Below are 16272 nucleotides of genomic sequence, written 5' to 3' on the forward strand. Positions count from 1 at the left end.
TTCCCCCTTATCGAACGAGTGCCGCGATTTTTTCTGCACCGTCAGCCATCGAGCTCGCCGAAGTGATCGCAAGTCCAGATTCATCGAGAATGCGTCGTCCCGCATCCACGTTCGTGCCTTCTAAACGGACGACGAGTGGTAAATCGAGACCGATTTCTTTCGTCGCCGCGACGATACCTTCAGCGATGATGTCACATTTCATGATGCCACCGAAGATGTTGACGAAAATGCCTTTGACTTGGTCGTCTGACAAAATCAATTTGAACGCTTCCGTTACTTTTTCTTTCGTCGCACCGCCGCCTACATCGAGGAAGTTAGCGGGTTCGGCGCCGTAGTGCTTGATGATATCCATCGTCGCCATAGCGAGACCGGCTCCGTTGACGAGGCAACCGATATTTCCATCGAGCGCGATATAGCTGAGGTCGTGTTTCGACGCCTCGACTTCACGCGGGTCTTCTTCCGTCGTGTCACGAAGATCGACGATGTCTGTATGACGATAGAGCGCGTTGCTGTCGAAGTTGAGCTTCGCATCGAGGGCGATGACGTTTCCGTCTTTCGTCGTGACGAGCGGGTTGATCTCTGCGATCGTACAATCCGTCTCGACATACACTTTGTACAGTTTCATGACCATGTCACTGAACTTGTTGACGAGCTTGGTCGGCACTTCCATCTTGAAGGCAAGACGGCGCGCTTGGAACGGACGGAGTCCGACGACCGGGTCGACGACTTCTTTATGAATTTTTTCTGGCGTATGTTCAGCGACTTCTTCGATGTCCATACCGCCTTCTGATGAACCCATGATGACAATTCGGCCGATCGAACGGTCAAGCACAAGTCCTAAGTAAAATTCTTGATCAATCGCAGATCCTTCTTCGATGTAAAGGCGTTGCACGACTTTTCCTTCAGGTCCAGTCTGGTGCGTGACGAGCGTCTTGCCGAGAATCTCTGACGCATACTGTTTGACTTCCTCATCCGTCTTCGCAAGTTTGACACCGCCGGCTTTCCCGCGGCCCCCTGCGTGGATCTGGGCTTTGACAACTTTTAGTTCACCGTCTAGCTTGGCAGCGGCTGTAACTGCTTCTTCAACACTAAACGCCGGATAGCCCGTAGGTACGGCCACTCCGAACGCACGAAGCAATTCTTTCGCCTGATACTCATGGATATTCATTTCGTTTCCCCCTTAGTCCCCTTTAATATCGGCACGTCTATTGTAACGAAAAACTGAAAGCGCTGTCTATCGTTCTTGCTTTAAGTTTTCATCTTTTTTTCACATCTACCCCTAGACATCTTCGATTTTTCCTTGTTCCATCTGATAAAGAAACACGAAAAGCTCGGCGATGACCTGATAAAGGTCGTCCGGGATATGCTCCTCAATCTGTAAAGCGGACAATAGTGACAATAGCGCCGGGTCCTCATGGATCGGGACCCCGTTCTCCTGCGCGAGCGCGAGCATGCGCTCGGCGACGAGTCCGCCCCCTTTGGCGACGACACGCGGGGAATCCATCGATTGCTCGTAGGACAAGGCGATCGCTTGCTTACGGTCCGTCATATGCGTTGGTCCACCTTTCCGAGCGGGGCGAACGTGTCTGGCACGGATTCCCGCTTTTCTTCGAACGAGAAGCGTGACAGTTCATAGCCGCTCGCTTCAAGCGCCTTGCTGAGCGACGGCTCATAAGCGTTGACGAACGGGCTCAAATTGTGCCGTTCATTGAACACTTTGATCGTGACGTGTCGCTTTTGGACGAGCAGATCGATGCCCGTCTCTCCAAACTTCGGGGTCTCCAAAAATAGAACGATGCGTGCGTGGTCGGCGTCAATCATCTCGCCCTTCGGCGCCTCGAGGCGGAATCGGACTTGTTCAAACGGTCCTAATTGCGGTATGTGAAATGCTTGAGCGACGTACGGCGGCGTCTGAAGGGCGTTGAACGTCTCCTGAGCCCGGACGAACTGCTCGAACTTCGGGTCCCCTTTCGCTTTGAACAATTCGCCGATGAGTTGCTTCACATCCGACCCGGCTCCGCTCTCGAGCAGTTGACGCCCTTGCGCCTGAAGCGATTCAGGCGTGTCGAGCGGCTGACGGGCGAGCCGTCCGAGTTCCGAACTTAAAAGGGCGAGCGGGGACCGTGCGGCTTGCGCAAGGGCTTCTGCTTGTTGCGGCACGACTTTCAAGACGAGCTTCGGTTCGAGCTCGGTGACGACCATCTTGTACGTGACATTCTCTTTGACGTCAGCGTTCACCCCGACCCGGAACAAGCCTTGCGGCAGTTGCATGACCGCCTCGCCGCCCGGCAGCAGCTGGAGCACCCGACCGACGACCGTATTGCCGATGAGCAATTGCCGCGAATTCTGTTCCGTGACCTTGAACGGCATGACGCCTTGATGATCGATCCGCATGATGACCCCTCCTACATATGTTTAATCGGCGCGAACGATTTTCGGTGGATTGGCGTGATCCCATGTTCCGCTAGTCCGGCCAAGTGCGCTTTCGTCCCGTAACCGGCGTTCTGTTCGAAACCGTAGCCGGGATAGAGGACAGCGTAGTCTTCCATCATGTTGTCACGGACGACTTTGGCGACGACGCTCGCCGCCGCGATCGATACGCTCCGGGCGTCGCCTTTGATGAGCGATTGTTGCGGGACGTCGAGCTCGAGCGTCATCGCGTCAATCAAGAGCGCATCGACTTCACCGAGTTGCCGGACCGCCTCCATCATCGCGAGTTTCGTCGCCTCGTAAATGTTGACGCGGTCAATCACGTCGGCGTCGACGATGCCGACGCCGACCATGGCCTCGTCCATGAGGGCCCGATACGCGACTTCACGTGCTGATGGCGACATCAGTTTCGAGTCGTTCAAGCCCGGATGATAAAATCCGTCCGGCAAGATGACGGCCGCGGCGACGACCGGACCGGCGAGCGGTCCTCGACCGACCTCATCGACGCCACCGATGCGGACATAACCGTTTGCCTTCAACTCGTCCTCGAACACGCTCCGGGCCGCATAATCGTCCTGGCGCTCACGTTCGACCTTGAACTGGCGCTCACGCTGCCTGAGCAACGTCTGGACGCCTGCGCGCGGGTCATCCTTCAGTTCGGCCCGGACTGCTTCCCACTCTTCATATCGGACCGTCTGTAGCCGTTGTTTAATCGCTTGAATCGTCATGCTGTTCCTCCTATTCAAAAAAGCCCTGTTTGCACAGGACTTCACGCCATGTCATGGTCGGCCGGTGTCTCAAGAGAGACCCGTCCGATTTTCTCATGACGTAGTTCGTTCAATAGTAATTCGCTCGCCTTCTCGAAATCGACGTAGCCGCCGCTGACGAGTCCACGTTTCTTCCCGATCAATTCGAGCAGTTCGACGGCGTCTTCCGGCAGTTGATCGATTTTGAATCGCTCTTTCACCTGTACCGGATAGCGGGCCGATAGCTCACGGGCCGCATAGAGCGCGATATCATCAAGGTTCAAAATATCGTCCTTGATGGCACCGGTCGCCGCCAAGCGATAACCGACCATCTGGTCCTCGAACTTCGGCCACAGAATACCCGGCGTATCGAGCAATTCCATCTCGCCGCCCTTCATCTTGATCCATTGCTGACGCTTCGTGACACCCGGACGGTCGCCAGTGACAGCGATATTGCGTCCAGCGAGGCGGTTGATGAGCGTCGATTTCCCGACGTTCGGGATACCGATGATGAGCGCGCGGATCGGACCGGGATTCCGGCCTTTCTCACGCATGCGGTCATGCTTTTCTTGCATGAGCTTCTCGGCGCCCGACATGAGCTGCTTCAAGCCTTTGCTATGTTTCGCGTCGACGGCGACGACCTCGACGTCGTCACGCTTCAAGGCGCGGAGCCAGGCGTCGGTGACGACGGGATCGGCCATATCCGCTTTATTCAAGACGATGAGACGCGGTTTGCCTTCTGTGATCTCATCGACCATCGGGTTACGGCTCGATTGTGGGACGCGTGCATCGACGAGTTCGATGACGACATCGATGAGCTTTAACTTTTCTGTTACTTGTCTTCGTGCCTTGGCCATGTGGCCAGGGAACCATTGAATTGCCAAAAAAACACCACCTTATTCTTGTACGGTCCCGAAATCGCCGAGCGGCCAGAACACGAAGTTCGTTTTGCCGACGACGTCCTCTTTCGGGACAAAGCCGATTTCACGGCTGTCTTTCGAGTTTTGTCGATTGTCACCCATCACGAAGTACGAACCTTCCGGGACGACTGTTTCGCCCGTCACTTGTTCGAGCGTGAAGTTTTCGGTAAGAGGAAAGCCGTTCATCTGGGCCTGGAAATCCTCTAAATACGGTTCTTCGACCGCTTCGCCGTTCAAGTAAAGCGTATCGTCCCGATATTCGAGCGTGTCGCCAGGAATGGCGATGACGCGTTTGATATAGTCTTTTGATTCCGTCGCGTGGAAGACGATAATATCGCCCCGATCGAGCTCACCGACGTAGTTCGAAATTTTGCTGACGATCATGCGATCGGCATTTTGGAGCGTCGGCATCATTGACTCTCCCTCGACGATGACAGGTACAAAGATGAACGTCCGGATCACGAACGCGATGACGAGCGCCACGACGATCGCCTTAAGCCAACTGAACACTTCTTTCAACTTGCCTCACTCCTCTGTCCGTTTGAACTTATTGTACTAGAAAAAAAGAAGCTTGTCGCAAGCGACAAGCTTAATCCCCATCTTAACGACGGATTTCTTTAATACGTGCTGCTTTACCGCGAAGGTTGCGGAGGTAGTAGAGTTTCGCACGACGGACTTTACCGTAACGAACGACTTCGATTTGCGCGACACGCGGTGAGTGAAGCGGGAATGCACGCTCAACACCTACGCCGTAAGAGATCTTACGGACTGTGAATGTTTCGCTGATGCCGCCACCTTTACGCTTAATGACAACGCCTTCGAAGATCTGGATACGCTCACGCGTTCCCTCTACGACTTTAACGTGGACACGTACTGTGTCACCAGGACGGAAAGCAGGTACGTCCGATTTGAATTGTTCTTCTGTGATTTCACGGAACAGTTTTTGTGTGTTCATGAATTGTTCTCCTTTTTCTTCAATGTTCATATCTTCATCTGCCCAAGCATCCAACAGCGGAACATCGGTAATCGGTGGGGGTTAACCCACATGCTCAAACATAGCATAATTTGGTCAATCGCGCAACGATTCAATGAATTTTTTATCCGCCTTCGACAGGTCGATTTGCTCGAGCAGTTCCGGCCGCCGTCGATACGTGCGTTCAAGTGACCGTTCACGGCGCCACGTCTCGATGTTGGCATGATTGCCCGACAAGAGGACGTCCGGTACCTTGAGGCCCCGGAAGTCGGCTGGACGCGTATAGTGCGGGTATTCGAGGAGTCCCGTCGAAAACGAGTCGTCCTCGTGGCTCGCTTGATCGCCGAGCACTTCCGGGATGAGCCGCACCGTCGCATCGATCATGACCATCGCCGCGAGCTCACCGCCGGTCATGACGAAATCGCCGATTGACACCTCGTCCGTCGCGAGCTCGTCATGGATCCGTTGGTCGAACCCTTCATAATGACCGCACAAAAAGATGAGGTGTTCCTCGGACGCCCACTCTTCTGCCATTCGTTGGTCAAAACGGCGTCCGGTCGGTGTCGTGACGATGACACGGGGACGCGTCTTCGCGATCGCGTCAAAGGCGTCAAAAATCGGTTGCGGGGTGAGCAGCATGCCTGCCCCGCCCCCGTACGGATAATCGTCGACTTTGTGGTGCTTGTTCGTCGAGAAGTCACGGAAGTTCGTGAACGCCATCTCGACGTGACCGAGCGTGCGCGCCCGTCCGACGATCGAATGATCGAGCGGGGCGAACATCTCAGGGAATAAGGTTAAGACATCAATCTTCATCGTCGATCATTCCCGGAATCGGGGTGATGACGACACGTTTCGCCTCGACATCGATGTCGCTCACGACCGATTCGATGTACGGGATGAGCGCATCCGACTTGCCAGGACGTTTGATGACCCAGACGTCGTTCGCGCCGGTCTCGAAGATGTCATCGACGACTCCGATGACCTCACCCTCGACGACAGCCTCACAGCCGATAATCTCATGGTAATAAAACTCATGTTCCGGCAACTCGTGGACGTGCTCGACGTGGACGTATAGCTTCATCCCTTTATATTTCTCGACGAGATTGATGTTCTCGAGTCCTTTGAACGTGACGAGATGGAACTGCTTGTGTGGACGATACGTCGTCACTTCGAACGGAACTTTCTTGCCGTCGATGTCTAAATAGAGCGTCTCGCCCTTCTTGAAGCGCTCCGCCGGAAAATCGGTCGCGGCGAGCAACTTCAATTCTCCTTTTAAGCCATGGGTGTTGGCGATCTTACCTACGTATAACCATTCCATTGTTATGCCTCCTCACAAAAATGGGCCGACCTCATAAAAGGTCGGCCACATCCTTACTTCGCGTTTTTCGCGTTGTGGAATTTCTCCATGATCCCTGCTTTAGAGAACAAGTTACGTACTGTGTCAGATGGCTTCGCGCCGTCTGCCAACCATTTGAGAGCGAGTTCTTCGTTGATGCGAACTTCTGCTTCTGGTTTTGCAACCGGGTTGTAGTGACCGAGTTGCTCGATGAAGCGGCCATCACGTGGTGAACGTGAATCAGCTACAACGATCCGGTAGAAAGGTGATTTGTTTGCGCCCATGCGCTTGAGACGAATTTTAACTGCCATGGTAATATACCTCCATCATGTGTTTAAGAATTGACAACTTTAATAGTATACTGCTTTTTTGTCCGACTGACAAAAGTTTTCTTAGAAGAATGGAAGGCCGAGACCTTTTTTCTTCCCTTTCATTTGTCCTGACATCTGCTTCATGAGCTTCTTCATGTCATCGAACTGTTTGATGAGACGGTTCACTTCCTGGATGGAGCGACCGCTCCCTTTTGCGATCCGCTTGCGACGACTCGCGTTGAGCACTTCAGGATTGGAGCGCTCATACTTTGTCATCGAGCGAATGATCGCCTCGACATGATCGAGTTGCTTCTCGTCGATTTGGACGTTCTTCAACCCTTTCATCTTACCTGCACCAGGTAACATCGAGAGCAATTCATCAATCGGGCCCATGTTTTTCACTTGACCCAATTGCTCGATAAAATCATCGAACGTGAACGATGCGTCGCGAATTTTGCTTTCAAGCTCTTTCGCGGCATCTTGGTCCATCTGTGACTCGGCTTTTTCAATGAGCGTGAGCACGTCACCCATTCCAAGAATCCGTGACGCCATGCGTTCCGGGTGGAAAGGTTCGAGGGCATCCAACTTTTCACCGAGACCGACGAACTTAATCGGCGCTCCCGTGACTGCCTTGATTGAAAGGGCTGCCCCACCACGTGTGTCACCGTCGAGCTTCGTGAGCACGACGCCGGTGATTCCGAGTTTCTCATTGAAGCTATCGGCCACGTTGACCGCATCTTGACCCGTCATCGCATCGACGACGAGGAAGATTTCATTTGGTTTGGCAATCGTCTTCACGTTTTCGAGCTCGCCCATGAGCGTCTCGTCAATATGAAGTCGACCGGCCGTATCGATCAACACGAAATCGTGATGATTGGTTTTGGCGTACTCGAGCGCTTTCGTGACGATTTCTTCCGGCTTCACTTGGTCGCCAAGTGAGAACACCGGTAAATCGAGCTGCTTGCCGAGTGTCTCGAGCTGTTTGATGGCCGCAGGCCGATAAATATCTGCCGCGACGAGAAGTGGACTCCGGTTATGCTTTTTGCGAATCAAATTCGCGAGCTTACCGGTCGTCGTCGTTTTCCCCGCACCTTGTAACCCGACCATCATGACGACTGTCGGTGGTTTTGGGTTAAATGTGATTGGGACGACGTCGCTTCCCATCAAGTTCGTTAGCTCTTCATGAACGATTTTGACAACTTGTTGGCCAGGTGTCAACGATTTCATGACGTCTTGGCCGATGGCCCGTTCTTTCACGTCGTTGACGAACTGTTTGACCACTTTGAAGTTGACATCGGCTTCAAGGAGAGCGAGACGAACTTCTCTCATCATCTCTTTGACATCTGCTTCGGAAATTTTACCTTTCCCCCGCATTTTCGCCAGTGTCGATTGCAACCGTTCGGATAATCCTTCAAATGCCATGCTTCAGCCCCCTACTCTAAATTCTCAAGCGCCGAAATCGTTTCCGTCAAATCGGGCGAGTGCTCGACTTGACGTTTGAGCGTTTGAAGCAGTCGTTGCCGCTGTTCGAATTTCTCGAACAAGGCCAACTTCTCCTCATACTGCTCAAGCATCGCTTCGGTACGCTTTATGTTATCGTAGACCGCTTGACGGCTGACTTCAAACTCTTCCGCAATCTCTCCGAGCGAGTAGTCATCTAGGTAATAAAGAGACATATAGTTGCGCTGTTTCGGTGTGAGAAGCGCTTGATAAAAATCGAACAGATAGTTCATTCGATTCGTCTTTTCGAGCGACATGACCTCCACCTCCACATGTTAAGTGAAATCCCTTTACAACTACCAATAGTACAGCCGTCCCCACCTCTTGTCAAGTTTTTTTCTTAACAGTGAAAGTTAGGCGAGGTCATCGTTTGTCTGTTGTTTTTCTTCGAAGATGTCCCCGAATAATCCGTACACGAACTGTTCCGGGTCGAACGCCTGTAAATCATCAACTTTCTCACCGAGACCGACATATTTGACCGGGATATCGAGCTCGTTTCGAATCGCGAGCACGATCCCCCCTTTAGCCGTCCCGTCGAGCTTCGTGAGGACGATCCCGCTCACGTTCGTCGCTTCTTTGAACGCTTTCGCTTGAACCATCGCGTTTTGTCCCGTTGTGGCATCTAACGCGAGCAATACCTCGTGCGGCCCGTTCGGTACTTCACGTTCGATGACGCGCTTCACTTTCTCGAGCTCTTTCATCAAGTTGACCTTGTTTTGCAAACGTCCGGCCGTGTCACAGATCAAGACGTCGACGCCGCGTGATTTCGCTGCCTGCACAGCGTCGAACACGACCGCGGCCGGGTCCGACCCTTCGGCTTGACGGATGACCGGGACTCCGACGCGTTCGCCCCAGACTTGGAGCTGATCGATGGCACCGGCCCGGAACGTGTCGCCTGCCGCGAGCATGACCGAACGCCCTTCCGACTTCAATTGATGGGCGAGTTTGCCGATCGTCGTCGTTTTGCCGACACCATTGACGCCGACGAACAAGATGACCGTCAATCCGTCCTGCATGTTCAACTCACGATCCGCCTCGTCTTCTTGGAGACGGTTCGCCACGACTTCGACGAGGGCGTCACGGACAGCGACCGGGTCTTTCAAATTGCGACGTTTCACTTCCTCTTTCAAATCTTCGACGAGGTCCATCGTCGTCGTCACGCCGACATCCGCCTGGATGAGCAAATCCTCGAGTTCATCGAAGAAATCCTCATCGACTTCGCGGAACCGATAGACGAGGTCGTTGACGGCACTGGCAAATCCGTCTCGTGTCTTCGTCAATCCGTCTGTAAACTTTTGCGACACCTCTTGTGTCGAGGTCGTCAATTTATCTTTTAACTTCTTAAAAAAACTCAACTTAATTCCTCCATCTCTTGTTCCGTCTCGACGACGCGCTTCGCTTCGGATAGTTCGACCGAAAGCACCTCGGAGACACCGTTTTGTTGCATCGTCACGCCGTAGAGCGTGTCCGCCGCCTCCATCGTCCCTTTACGGTGGGTGATGATGACGAATTGTGTATCGATTGAGAGCGTCCGGATATATTCCCCGAACCGATGGACGTTCGCCTCGTCGAGAGCCGCCTCGACTTCATCGAGCACACAGAACGGGACGGGTCTCGTTTTCAGGATGGCGAACAGAAGCGCGATCGCCGTCAAGGCCCGCTCTCCGCCGGATAACAGACTGAGCGTCTGCAACTTCTTCCCGGGCGGTTTGGCGACGATCTCGATGCCCGTGTTGAGCAGGTCGGACTCGTCGACGAGTTTCAAATCGGCCTCCCCCCCGCCGAACAGCTCGTTGAACGTCTGTTTAAAGTGACCACGAACGAGCGTGTACGTCTCTTTGAACAAGCGCGTCACTTCACGGTCCATCTCGGTGATGATGTCGTATAAATCCTCTTTGGCGCTGACGAGGTCGTCCCGTTGCTCGGACAAGAACATGAAGCGTTCATTGACGAGGTCGAACTCCTCGATCGCGTTCAAGTTGACCGGTCCGATTTCTTCGATTTGACGAACGAGCAGTTTGAACTCTTCTTTCGCCTCATCGAGCGGTATCGTGAGGGTCGGAAGCAAATCGAGGACGAGCCCTCGTTCCTCGAGCGCGTCGAGTTTCCACTTCCGCTTCAACTCGAGCTCGTTCGCCTCGGTCTCGAGCTTGCGGACATCCGCCTCGACCCGACGACGCACGTCCGACGCCTGTTGTTCACGCTGTCTGAGGATGCGATACGACTCTTCTTCGGCGTGGAGCTGTTTCGTATGCAACGCCATCCGCTCTTTCAATCCGTCCATCTGTTTGACCGCCTCGACGTGCTCGAGCTCGAGCTCGGCAGACGAGACGACCCGGCCGCTTGCCACATGTTCGAGCTCACGCTCGATCTGTCCGAGACGGGACGTCTGTTTAGCGACCTCGGCCTCGAGCCGCTCGACTTCTGCGCGGACGCGGTCGAGGTCGAGCATATTGCGTTGACGATCGAGTTCATTTTGACGAATGGCTGTCTGAAGTTGCCCCGTCGTCTCGGCGCCTTTGGCTTGCTCGCCGCGGAGCGCCTCGAGTTCGGTCCGAATCGAGGCTTGCAATGCATCAGTCGCCTCGAGTTCTTCGGCGAGCCTTGTCAACTCATTTGTGGCGGATGCGATTGTTTGGGCGTAACGCGCCATCTCATGGTCGAACAGTTCGAGTTGCGCTTTGGCGTCTTGCGACACCCGTTCCAAGTTTCTAAACGCCTGTTCCGTCGAACGGAGCGTCTCTTCGGCCTCGCGCTTCTTGAGCCTGAGCGTCTGGAGCGACGCACGCAGTCGGGACATCTCATCGGTGTACGTCGACACCCGCAACTGTTGCTCGTGAAGCATGGCCAACCCTTGCGTCAATCCTTGCTTCAAATCATCGAGTTCACGGGACTGGGTGAACAAGGCGACACCTTGCTTCCGGCTACCCCCGGTCATCGAACCGCCAACGTTGACGATATCCCCTTCGAGCGTGACGATGCGATAGCGATACCCCGTCGTCTTGGCGATCCGGTTGGCCACCTCGAGGGAATTAGCCACGATCACGGCGCCGAGGAGCGACCGTTTCAACTTCTCGTAGGCCGGGTCCGTCTCGACGAGGTCGGCGGCGATGCCGACGAATCCGTCGACTGATTCGAGACGGTGTGCGACTTCACTCGGGACGTAACGTTCCTTCACGCTCGTCATCGGTACGAACGTGGCTCGTCCGGCACTTGCTTTCCGTAATCGTTCAATCTCTCGGCGTCCGACCTCTTCCGTCTCGACGACGATATGTTGTTGCGTCTGACCGAGCGCCGTCTCGATGGCGGCCTCATAGGACGGGAGAACGCGAATCAATTCTGCGACGGCACCGAGCACGCCCGGTCCCCGTTCTTTCAAGACAAATTTGACCGCATGGAAATAGCCTTCGTACGACTGTTTCATCCGTTCGAGCAACTCGATCCGGTCCTCGGTCTTCTGACGCCGGCGGTCAAGGTCGTGGTACGACTGCTCGGCCCGCGACAATTTGTCTCGAAGCGTCGCTTCCCGTTCGGTCAAATCAGCTTCTTCCGCCATGAGCGTCTCCCACGTGTCCCGAGCCTCGTCGAGACGAGCTTGTTCGGCCTCGAGTGATGCCGTCTGTTCGGTCCGCACGTCAAGGCGATCCTTGTTTTCACGAAGCAGACGAGCTTTCGCTTCTTCCGCTTGTTCGATATCGCGCCGTTCCCGCTTCTGTTGGTTGCTCAGTGTGGCCCGTGTCGTCGCCAACTCGAACGCTTCGCCTTGAAGCTGTTCGATTTCTGCGTTAAAGTCACGCGTCGCCGCCGTCAATTGCGCGTCAAGTTCGGCACGTGACGCTTCCACGGTATGTAACGCCTCAGCTTTTGACGCCATATCCGCGTTTGCCACGTTCAACTTCTGCGTCAACTGTTCGGTCTCTTCGGCCAATTCGACCCGTTGGCGTTCGAGGCGTTCTTTCGTCTCCGCCCCGTGCTCTTCACGGGCTTTCGCGAGCTTGATCTCACCTGTCAACCGTTCCAGCTCGGTCGCTTGAGACCGTTCTTCTTGATGGAGCGTGTCGAGCGTTTCTCGATCTTTGGCGAGTGCCGCCTCAAGCGTCGTCCGCTCTTCTGAAATCGCGGTCAACGCGCCGTCTTGCTCGGCGAGATTCGTCTCGGCCGTCTGCAGTTGCTCGGACACACGAGCGATGCCCGTACCAAGTTCTGTGATCTCGGCGCCGAGAATACCCGTCTCGAGCTCATCGTGGCGCGCTTTGGCGACTTGATACTCGCGTGCGAGCGCGGCCTGCTCTCGGAGCGGTTCGACCCGATCGGCGAGTTCATACAAAATGTCATCGACCCGAGACAAGTTCAACTCGGTGTCTTGGAGCTTCCGTTCGGCTTGTTTTTTACGCTGCCGGTACTTCAACACCCCGGCCGCTTCTTCGATGACAGCCCGACGATCTTCCGGTTTCCCGGAGATGACTTGCTCGACCCGTCCTTGCCCGATGATGGCGAACGCATCGCGTGATAGGCCCGTATCCATGAACAGGTCGATCACATCTTTAAGCCGGCACGGCTTCTTGTTCATGAAGTAGTCGCTGTCGCCGCTCCGCGTGACGCGGCGCGTCACACTGACTTCTTCATACGGCAACCGCAAATGGGCGTCCGTGTTGTCTAGGACGAGCGTCACTTCGGCGACGTTGCGATGGTTCTCACCTTCACTGCCGGCAAAGATGACGTCTTCCATTTTCGCTCCGCGGAGCGATTTGGCCGACTGCTCACCGAGTACCCAGCGAACAGCGTCCGATATATTTGATTTTCCGCTCCCGTTCGGCCCAACCACGGCTGTGACGCCGGGACGAAAATCCAGTTCAATCCGCTTGGCAAACGATTTAAAGCCAGCGAGTTCGATTCGTTTTAAGTGCATCGTGACCATCCTATCCTCAGTAAGCATTCATTTGTTTATTTTACCACAGTTGCCAGTTCGTCAAAATGCTAGAATCATGCTATTCTAAAAAGAACTGTAGAAAGGGGTACGACCGATGACTAACGAACAAATGATTGAGGAAATTCTCGACAAAATGAACATCATCAACCGCGGCGCCATCAAAGCGGAAGAATATAACCGTGCCGACGCCTCGGCCGTCAAAGAGATTTACGACTACGTGATGAACCGCTCATCGCTGTCGATCTCTGAAGTGGATGGGATTGTCGAAGAACTCGGACAATTGACGTGATGAGATGACAGAAAAGGAGTGGACCCATTGAGGTCCACTCCTTTTCTTATAGGCCGGCGTACTGCCGGTTGAATTCGATCAACGCTTCTTTCGCCGCGAGTTGCTCGGCTTCTTTCTTCGATCGGCCGATGCCTTCGCCGACGATATCGTCTGACAGACGGGCATGGGCGACGAACTCCCGGCTATGGGCCGGACCACGCTCTTCGATAATCGTGTACGAGACAGGCCCGAGACCTTCTCGCTGGACGCTTTCTTGGAGCTGACTCTTATAATCGGTCTGTTCTTCAAACACACCGGCCAAGACTTTCGGAAAAACCGCTTCGGCGAGGAACTGTTCGACTGGTTCAATCCCTTGGTCCAGATAGAGCGCGCCGATGTATGACTCGAACACATCCGCGAGTAGCGCCGGACGCTTGCGTCCGCCGGTCAACTCTTCGCCTTTCCCAAGCAAGATAAAATCAGAGAAAGCATAGGCTTCCGCAAAGTTGACGAGTGATGGCTCACAGACGATGGCCGCCCGCAACTTCGTTAATTCCCCCTCGGAGCGCTCCGGATACGTCTCATACAAAAACCGAGACACCGTCAACTCGAGCACCGCGTCGCCTAAAAACTCTAAGCGCTCATTGTCTTTTTTCAGACCGCGTTGTTCGTTGACGTATGAGGAGTGGGTGAACGCTTGCATCAATAGGTCTTGGTTCGTGAATCGAACCGACAGCCGTTCTTCAAGTACTTTAAACTGCTCGAGAATCCGTGACCGCTCGAGCTCATTTCGCCGACGCCGTTGCGCCGACCCTTGACGGTCAAACCGTCGCTTGTCCTTTGTCATAATTCCCTCCGTGTATAAGCACAAGCCCACCGCTCATGACGAGCGGTGGGAGGCTTGATTACAATTTAGTTTCGATGTAAGCGACGACGTCGCCAACAGTCGCGAGCTTCTCAGCATCTTCGTCTTCGATTGTGATATCGAACTTGTCTTCAAGGTCCATGACCATTTCCATTACTTCGAGCGAATCCGCACCGAGGTCATCCTTGAATGATTTGTCGGCTGTGATCTCAGATACATCTTTCCCGAGTTTCTCTGCCACTGCTGCTTGTACGTCTACTAAGATTTGTTCTGTTGTCATGATAAAATCCCTCCAAATTAAAGTATATAAAATGTGTTTCGATTGGTAAAGTTCTGATTTTAAGCCATCGTCATGCCGCCGTCAACGGCGATCGTCTGACCCGTCACGTAAGCCGCTTGGTGAGAGGCGAGGAATGAGACGAGGTTCGCCACATCTTCGACCTGACCGAAGCGATTGAACGGGATTTGACCGAGCGTCGCCTCGCGTTGCGCATCTGTCAACGCGTCGGTCATGTCCGTCTGGATGAAACCAGGACAGACGGCGTTCACCGTCACGTGACGTCCGGCGAGTTCACGCGCGACCGACTTCGTCAGCCCGATGAGCCCCGCTTTCGCCGCCGCGTAGTTCGCCTGACCGGCATTCCCCGTGATCCCGACGACCGAAGCGATATTGATGATGCGGCCCGCCTTCGATTTCAAGAGCGTCCGCGTCGCGGCTTGCGACGTCAAGAACGCACCTTTCAAGTTTGTCGACAGGACATCGTCAAAGTCAGCTTCCTTCATGCGCATAAGCAGACCGTCCCGCGTGATGCCTGCATTGTTGACGAGACAATCGATGCGGCCGTACGTGTCGACCGCCGTCTTGATGAGTGCTTTCACATCATCACTGTTCGAGACGTCGGCTTTGACGGCGATGGCCTCACCACCGTTCGCTTCGATCTCGCTGACGACGGCGTTCGCTTTCTCAACACTACCCGAGTAATTCACGACGACCCGAAAGCCGTCCTCCCCTAAACGCTTCGCGATGGCGGCCCCGATTCCTCGAGATGCGCCTGTCACGATTGCTACTTGGTCATGCACGTACTTCTCCTCCTAACGCGGCCACCTCTTCGAGCGTCGTCGCCTGTTTGATCGTCACTTTCGAATCGATCCGTTTGATAAGACCTGACAGTGGTGACGTCGGACCGAACTCGATGAACGTGTCGACGCCAGCGTCGATCGCTTTGCGGACACACGCTTCGAATCGGACCGAGGCGTACAATTGCTCGGTGAGAAGTGCTTTCAATTTTTCCGGGTCGGTATGGACATCCGCATCGACGTTGGAAATGATCCCAATCGCCGCCGGTTTGAACGGCGAAGAAGCGAGCACATCTTTGAACCGCGTCGCGGCCGGCATCATGTAGGAGCTGTGGAACGCCCCTGAGACGTTCAGCGGCAAGACGCGTTTCGCGCCTGCTTCTTTCAAGTCTGTTTCGGCCTGTTTGACCGCATCGACATGACCCGAGATGACGAACTGACCCGGACAGTTGTAGTTGGCGATTTGTACAAGGTTCCCGCTAGCACTGATTTTCTCCGTCACATGGAACGCTTCGTCGACATCGGTCATACCGATGACGGCTGCCATCGTCCCATCCTTCACTTCTGACATGAGCTTGCCGCGTTCGTGGACGAGCACGCTCGCTTCTTCCAAGTCGATGACGCCGGCGACGACGAGTGCCGCATATTCTCCGACGCTGTGACCGATCACCAAGTCTGGAGTGGCCCCCGTTTTGGCGTGAGCTTGTGCGAGTGATGCCGAATGCGCCACGATGGCCGGTTGGGCCACTTCTGTCCGTTGAAGCTCTTCTTTTGATCCTGCCGCCATGGCGTCGAGTAAATCAAATCCGAGGCGACGGCCGATCGCTTGCAGTTGTTCAGGATTGTCGAGGAACGTTTGGCCCATGCCGACGGCTTGTGACCCTTGTCCCGGAAATACCCATGCTGTTTTCCCCAT

19 protein-coding genes are annotated in these 16272 nt (G+C 54.5%); 1 reads left to right on the plus strand and 18 read right to left on the minus strand.

The features are described 5' to 3' along the window. Nucleotides 1–7: 7 nt before the first annotated feature. From sucC to smc, 14 genes are all read right to left on the minus strand, one after another. Complete coding sequence (gene sucC / locus KNP78_RS02805) at nucleotides 8–1168, minus strand: ADP-forming succinate--CoA ligase subunit beta (protein ID WP_034777171.1); 1161 nt, start codon at nucleotides 1166–1168, stop codon at nucleotides 8–10. Nucleotides 1169–1279: 111 nt separating this feature from the next. Beyond that, a complete protein-coding gene (locus KNP78_RS02810) occupies nucleotides 1280–1549 on the minus strand; it encodes an EscU/YscU/HrcU family type III secretion system export apparatus switch protein (RefSeq protein WP_034777170.1) in 270 nt (89 codons plus the stop codon). Then, nucleotides 1546–2394 carry a hypothetical protein gene (locus KNP78_RS02815; protein WP_214752704.1) on the minus strand — a complete coding sequence of 283 codons (849 nt, stop codon included), beginning with the start codon at nucleotides 2392–2394 and terminating at the stop codon, nucleotides 1546–1548. Before KNP78_RS02815 ends, KNP78_RS02810 begins: the two co-directional genes overlap by 4 nt. A gap of 11 nt (nucleotides 2395–2405) precedes the next feature. Beyond that, on the minus strand, nucleotides 2406–3158 hold the full coding sequence (locus KNP78_RS02820; protein ID WP_214823246.1) for a ribonuclease HII: 753 nt from the start codon (nucleotides 3156–3158) through the stop codon (nucleotides 2406–2408). Between the two features lie 41 nt (nucleotides 3159–3199). After that, on the minus strand, nucleotides 3200–4060 hold the full coding sequence (gene ylqF, locus KNP78_RS02825) for a ribosome biogenesis GTPase YlqF (protein ID WP_214823247.1): 861 nt from the start codon (nucleotides 4058–4060) through the stop codon (nucleotides 3200–3202). A 12-nt stretch (nucleotides 4061–4072) separates the two neighbouring features. Next, a complete protein-coding gene (gene lepB, locus KNP78_RS02830) occupies nucleotides 4073–4615 on the minus strand; it encodes a signal peptidase I (protein ID WP_034777162.1) in 543 nt (180 codons plus the stop codon). 82 nt (nucleotides 4616–4697) lie between these two features. Beyond that, the gene (rplS, locus tag KNP78_RS02835; RefSeq protein WP_015881369.1) at nucleotides 4698–5051 is read right to left on the minus strand and encodes a 50S ribosomal protein L19; all 354 of its coding nucleotides are present in this window, start codon (nucleotides 5049–5051) and stop codon (nucleotides 4698–4700) included. Between the two features lie 114 nt (nucleotides 5052–5165). Further along, nucleotides 5166–5882, minus strand: coding sequence for a tRNA (guanosine(37)-N1)-methyltransferase TrmD (trmD, locus tag KNP78_RS02840; RefSeq protein ID WP_214707443.1), 717 nt, complete (start codon nucleotides 5880–5882; stop codon nucleotides 5166–5168). Then, complete coding sequence (gene rimM / locus KNP78_RS02845; protein WP_214823248.1) at nucleotides 5872–6387, minus strand: ribosome maturation factor RimM; 516 nt, start codon at nucleotides 6385–6387, stop codon at nucleotides 5872–5874. The genes trmD and rimM overlap by 11 nt, the downstream gene beginning before the upstream one ends. A 53-nt stretch (nucleotides 6388–6440) precedes the next feature. Continuing rightward, nucleotides 6441–6716, minus strand: a complete 276-nt coding sequence (gene rpsP / locus KNP78_RS02850) for a 30S ribosomal protein S16 (protein ID WP_021067098.1) — start codon at nucleotides 6714–6716, stop codon at nucleotides 6441–6443. Nucleotides 6717–6797: 81 nt separating this feature from the next. Then, a complete protein-coding gene (gene ffh / locus KNP78_RS02855; RefSeq protein WP_214823249.1) occupies nucleotides 6798–8138 on the minus strand; it encodes a signal recognition particle protein in 1341 nt (446 codons plus the stop codon). An 11-nt stretch (nucleotides 8139–8149) separates the two neighbouring features. Next, complete coding sequence (locus tag KNP78_RS02860; protein WP_214823250.1) at nucleotides 8150–8473, minus strand: putative DNA-binding protein; 324 nt, start codon at nucleotides 8471–8473, stop codon at nucleotides 8150–8152. A 96-nt stretch (nucleotides 8474–8569) separates the two neighbouring features. After that, nucleotides 8570–9571 (minus strand): signal recognition particle-docking protein FtsY, encoded by a 1002-nt coding sequence (ftsY, locus tag KNP78_RS02865; RefSeq protein WP_034777152.1) that lies wholly within the window; start codon nucleotides 9569–9571, stop codon nucleotides 8570–8572. Then, nucleotides 9568–13125: a chromosome segregation protein SMC gene (smc, locus tag KNP78_RS02870; RefSeq protein ID WP_214823251.1), complete on the minus strand. Its 3558-nt coding sequence runs from the start codon at nucleotides 13123–13125 to the stop codon at nucleotides 9568–9570. Before smc ends, ftsY begins: the two co-directional genes overlap by 4 nt. A 115-nt stretch (nucleotides 13126–13240) precedes the next feature. Here smc and KNP78_RS02875 point away from each other — a divergent pair, with 115 nt between their 5' ends. Next, nucleotides 13241–13435, plus strand: coding sequence for a DUF1128 family protein (locus KNP78_RS02875; RefSeq protein WP_021067093.1), 195 nt, complete (start codon nucleotides 13241–13243; stop codon nucleotides 13433–13435). Between the two features lie 46 nt (nucleotides 13436–13481). Here KNP78_RS02875 and rnc read toward each other — a convergent pair whose 3' ends face one another. The 4 genes from rnc to fabD are packed head-to-tail and all read right to left on the minus strand — an operon-like array spanning nucleotide 13482 to nucleotide 16272. Then, nucleotides 13482–14261, minus strand: coding sequence for a ribonuclease III (gene rnc / locus KNP78_RS02880; RefSeq protein WP_138859619.1), 780 nt, complete (start codon nucleotides 14259–14261; stop codon nucleotides 13482–13484). A gap of 58 nt (nucleotides 14262–14319) precedes the next feature. Next, on the minus strand, nucleotides 14320–14559 hold the full coding sequence (gene acpP, locus KNP78_RS02885) for an acyl carrier protein (RefSeq protein ID WP_021067091.1): 240 nt from the start codon (nucleotides 14557–14559) through the stop codon (nucleotides 14320–14322). 59 nt (nucleotides 14560–14618) lie between these two features. Further along, nucleotides 14619–15359 (minus strand): 3-oxoacyl-[acyl-carrier-protein] reductase, encoded by a 741-nt coding sequence (gene fabG / locus KNP78_RS02890; protein ID WP_034777149.1) that lies wholly within the window; start codon nucleotides 15357–15359, stop codon nucleotides 14619–14621. Beyond that, on the minus strand, nucleotides 15352–16272 hold the full coding sequence (gene fabD, locus KNP78_RS02895) for an ACP S-malonyltransferase (protein ID WP_214823252.1): 921 nt from the start codon (nucleotides 16270–16272) through the stop codon (nucleotides 15352–15354). The genes fabG and fabD overlap by 8 nt, the downstream gene beginning before the upstream one ends.

The organism is Exiguobacterium sp. s28 (assembly GCF_018618135.1).
Taxonomy (GTDB): domain Bacteria; phylum Bacillota; class Bacilli; order Exiguobacteriales; family Exiguobacteriaceae; genus Exiguobacterium; species Exiguobacterium mexicanum_A.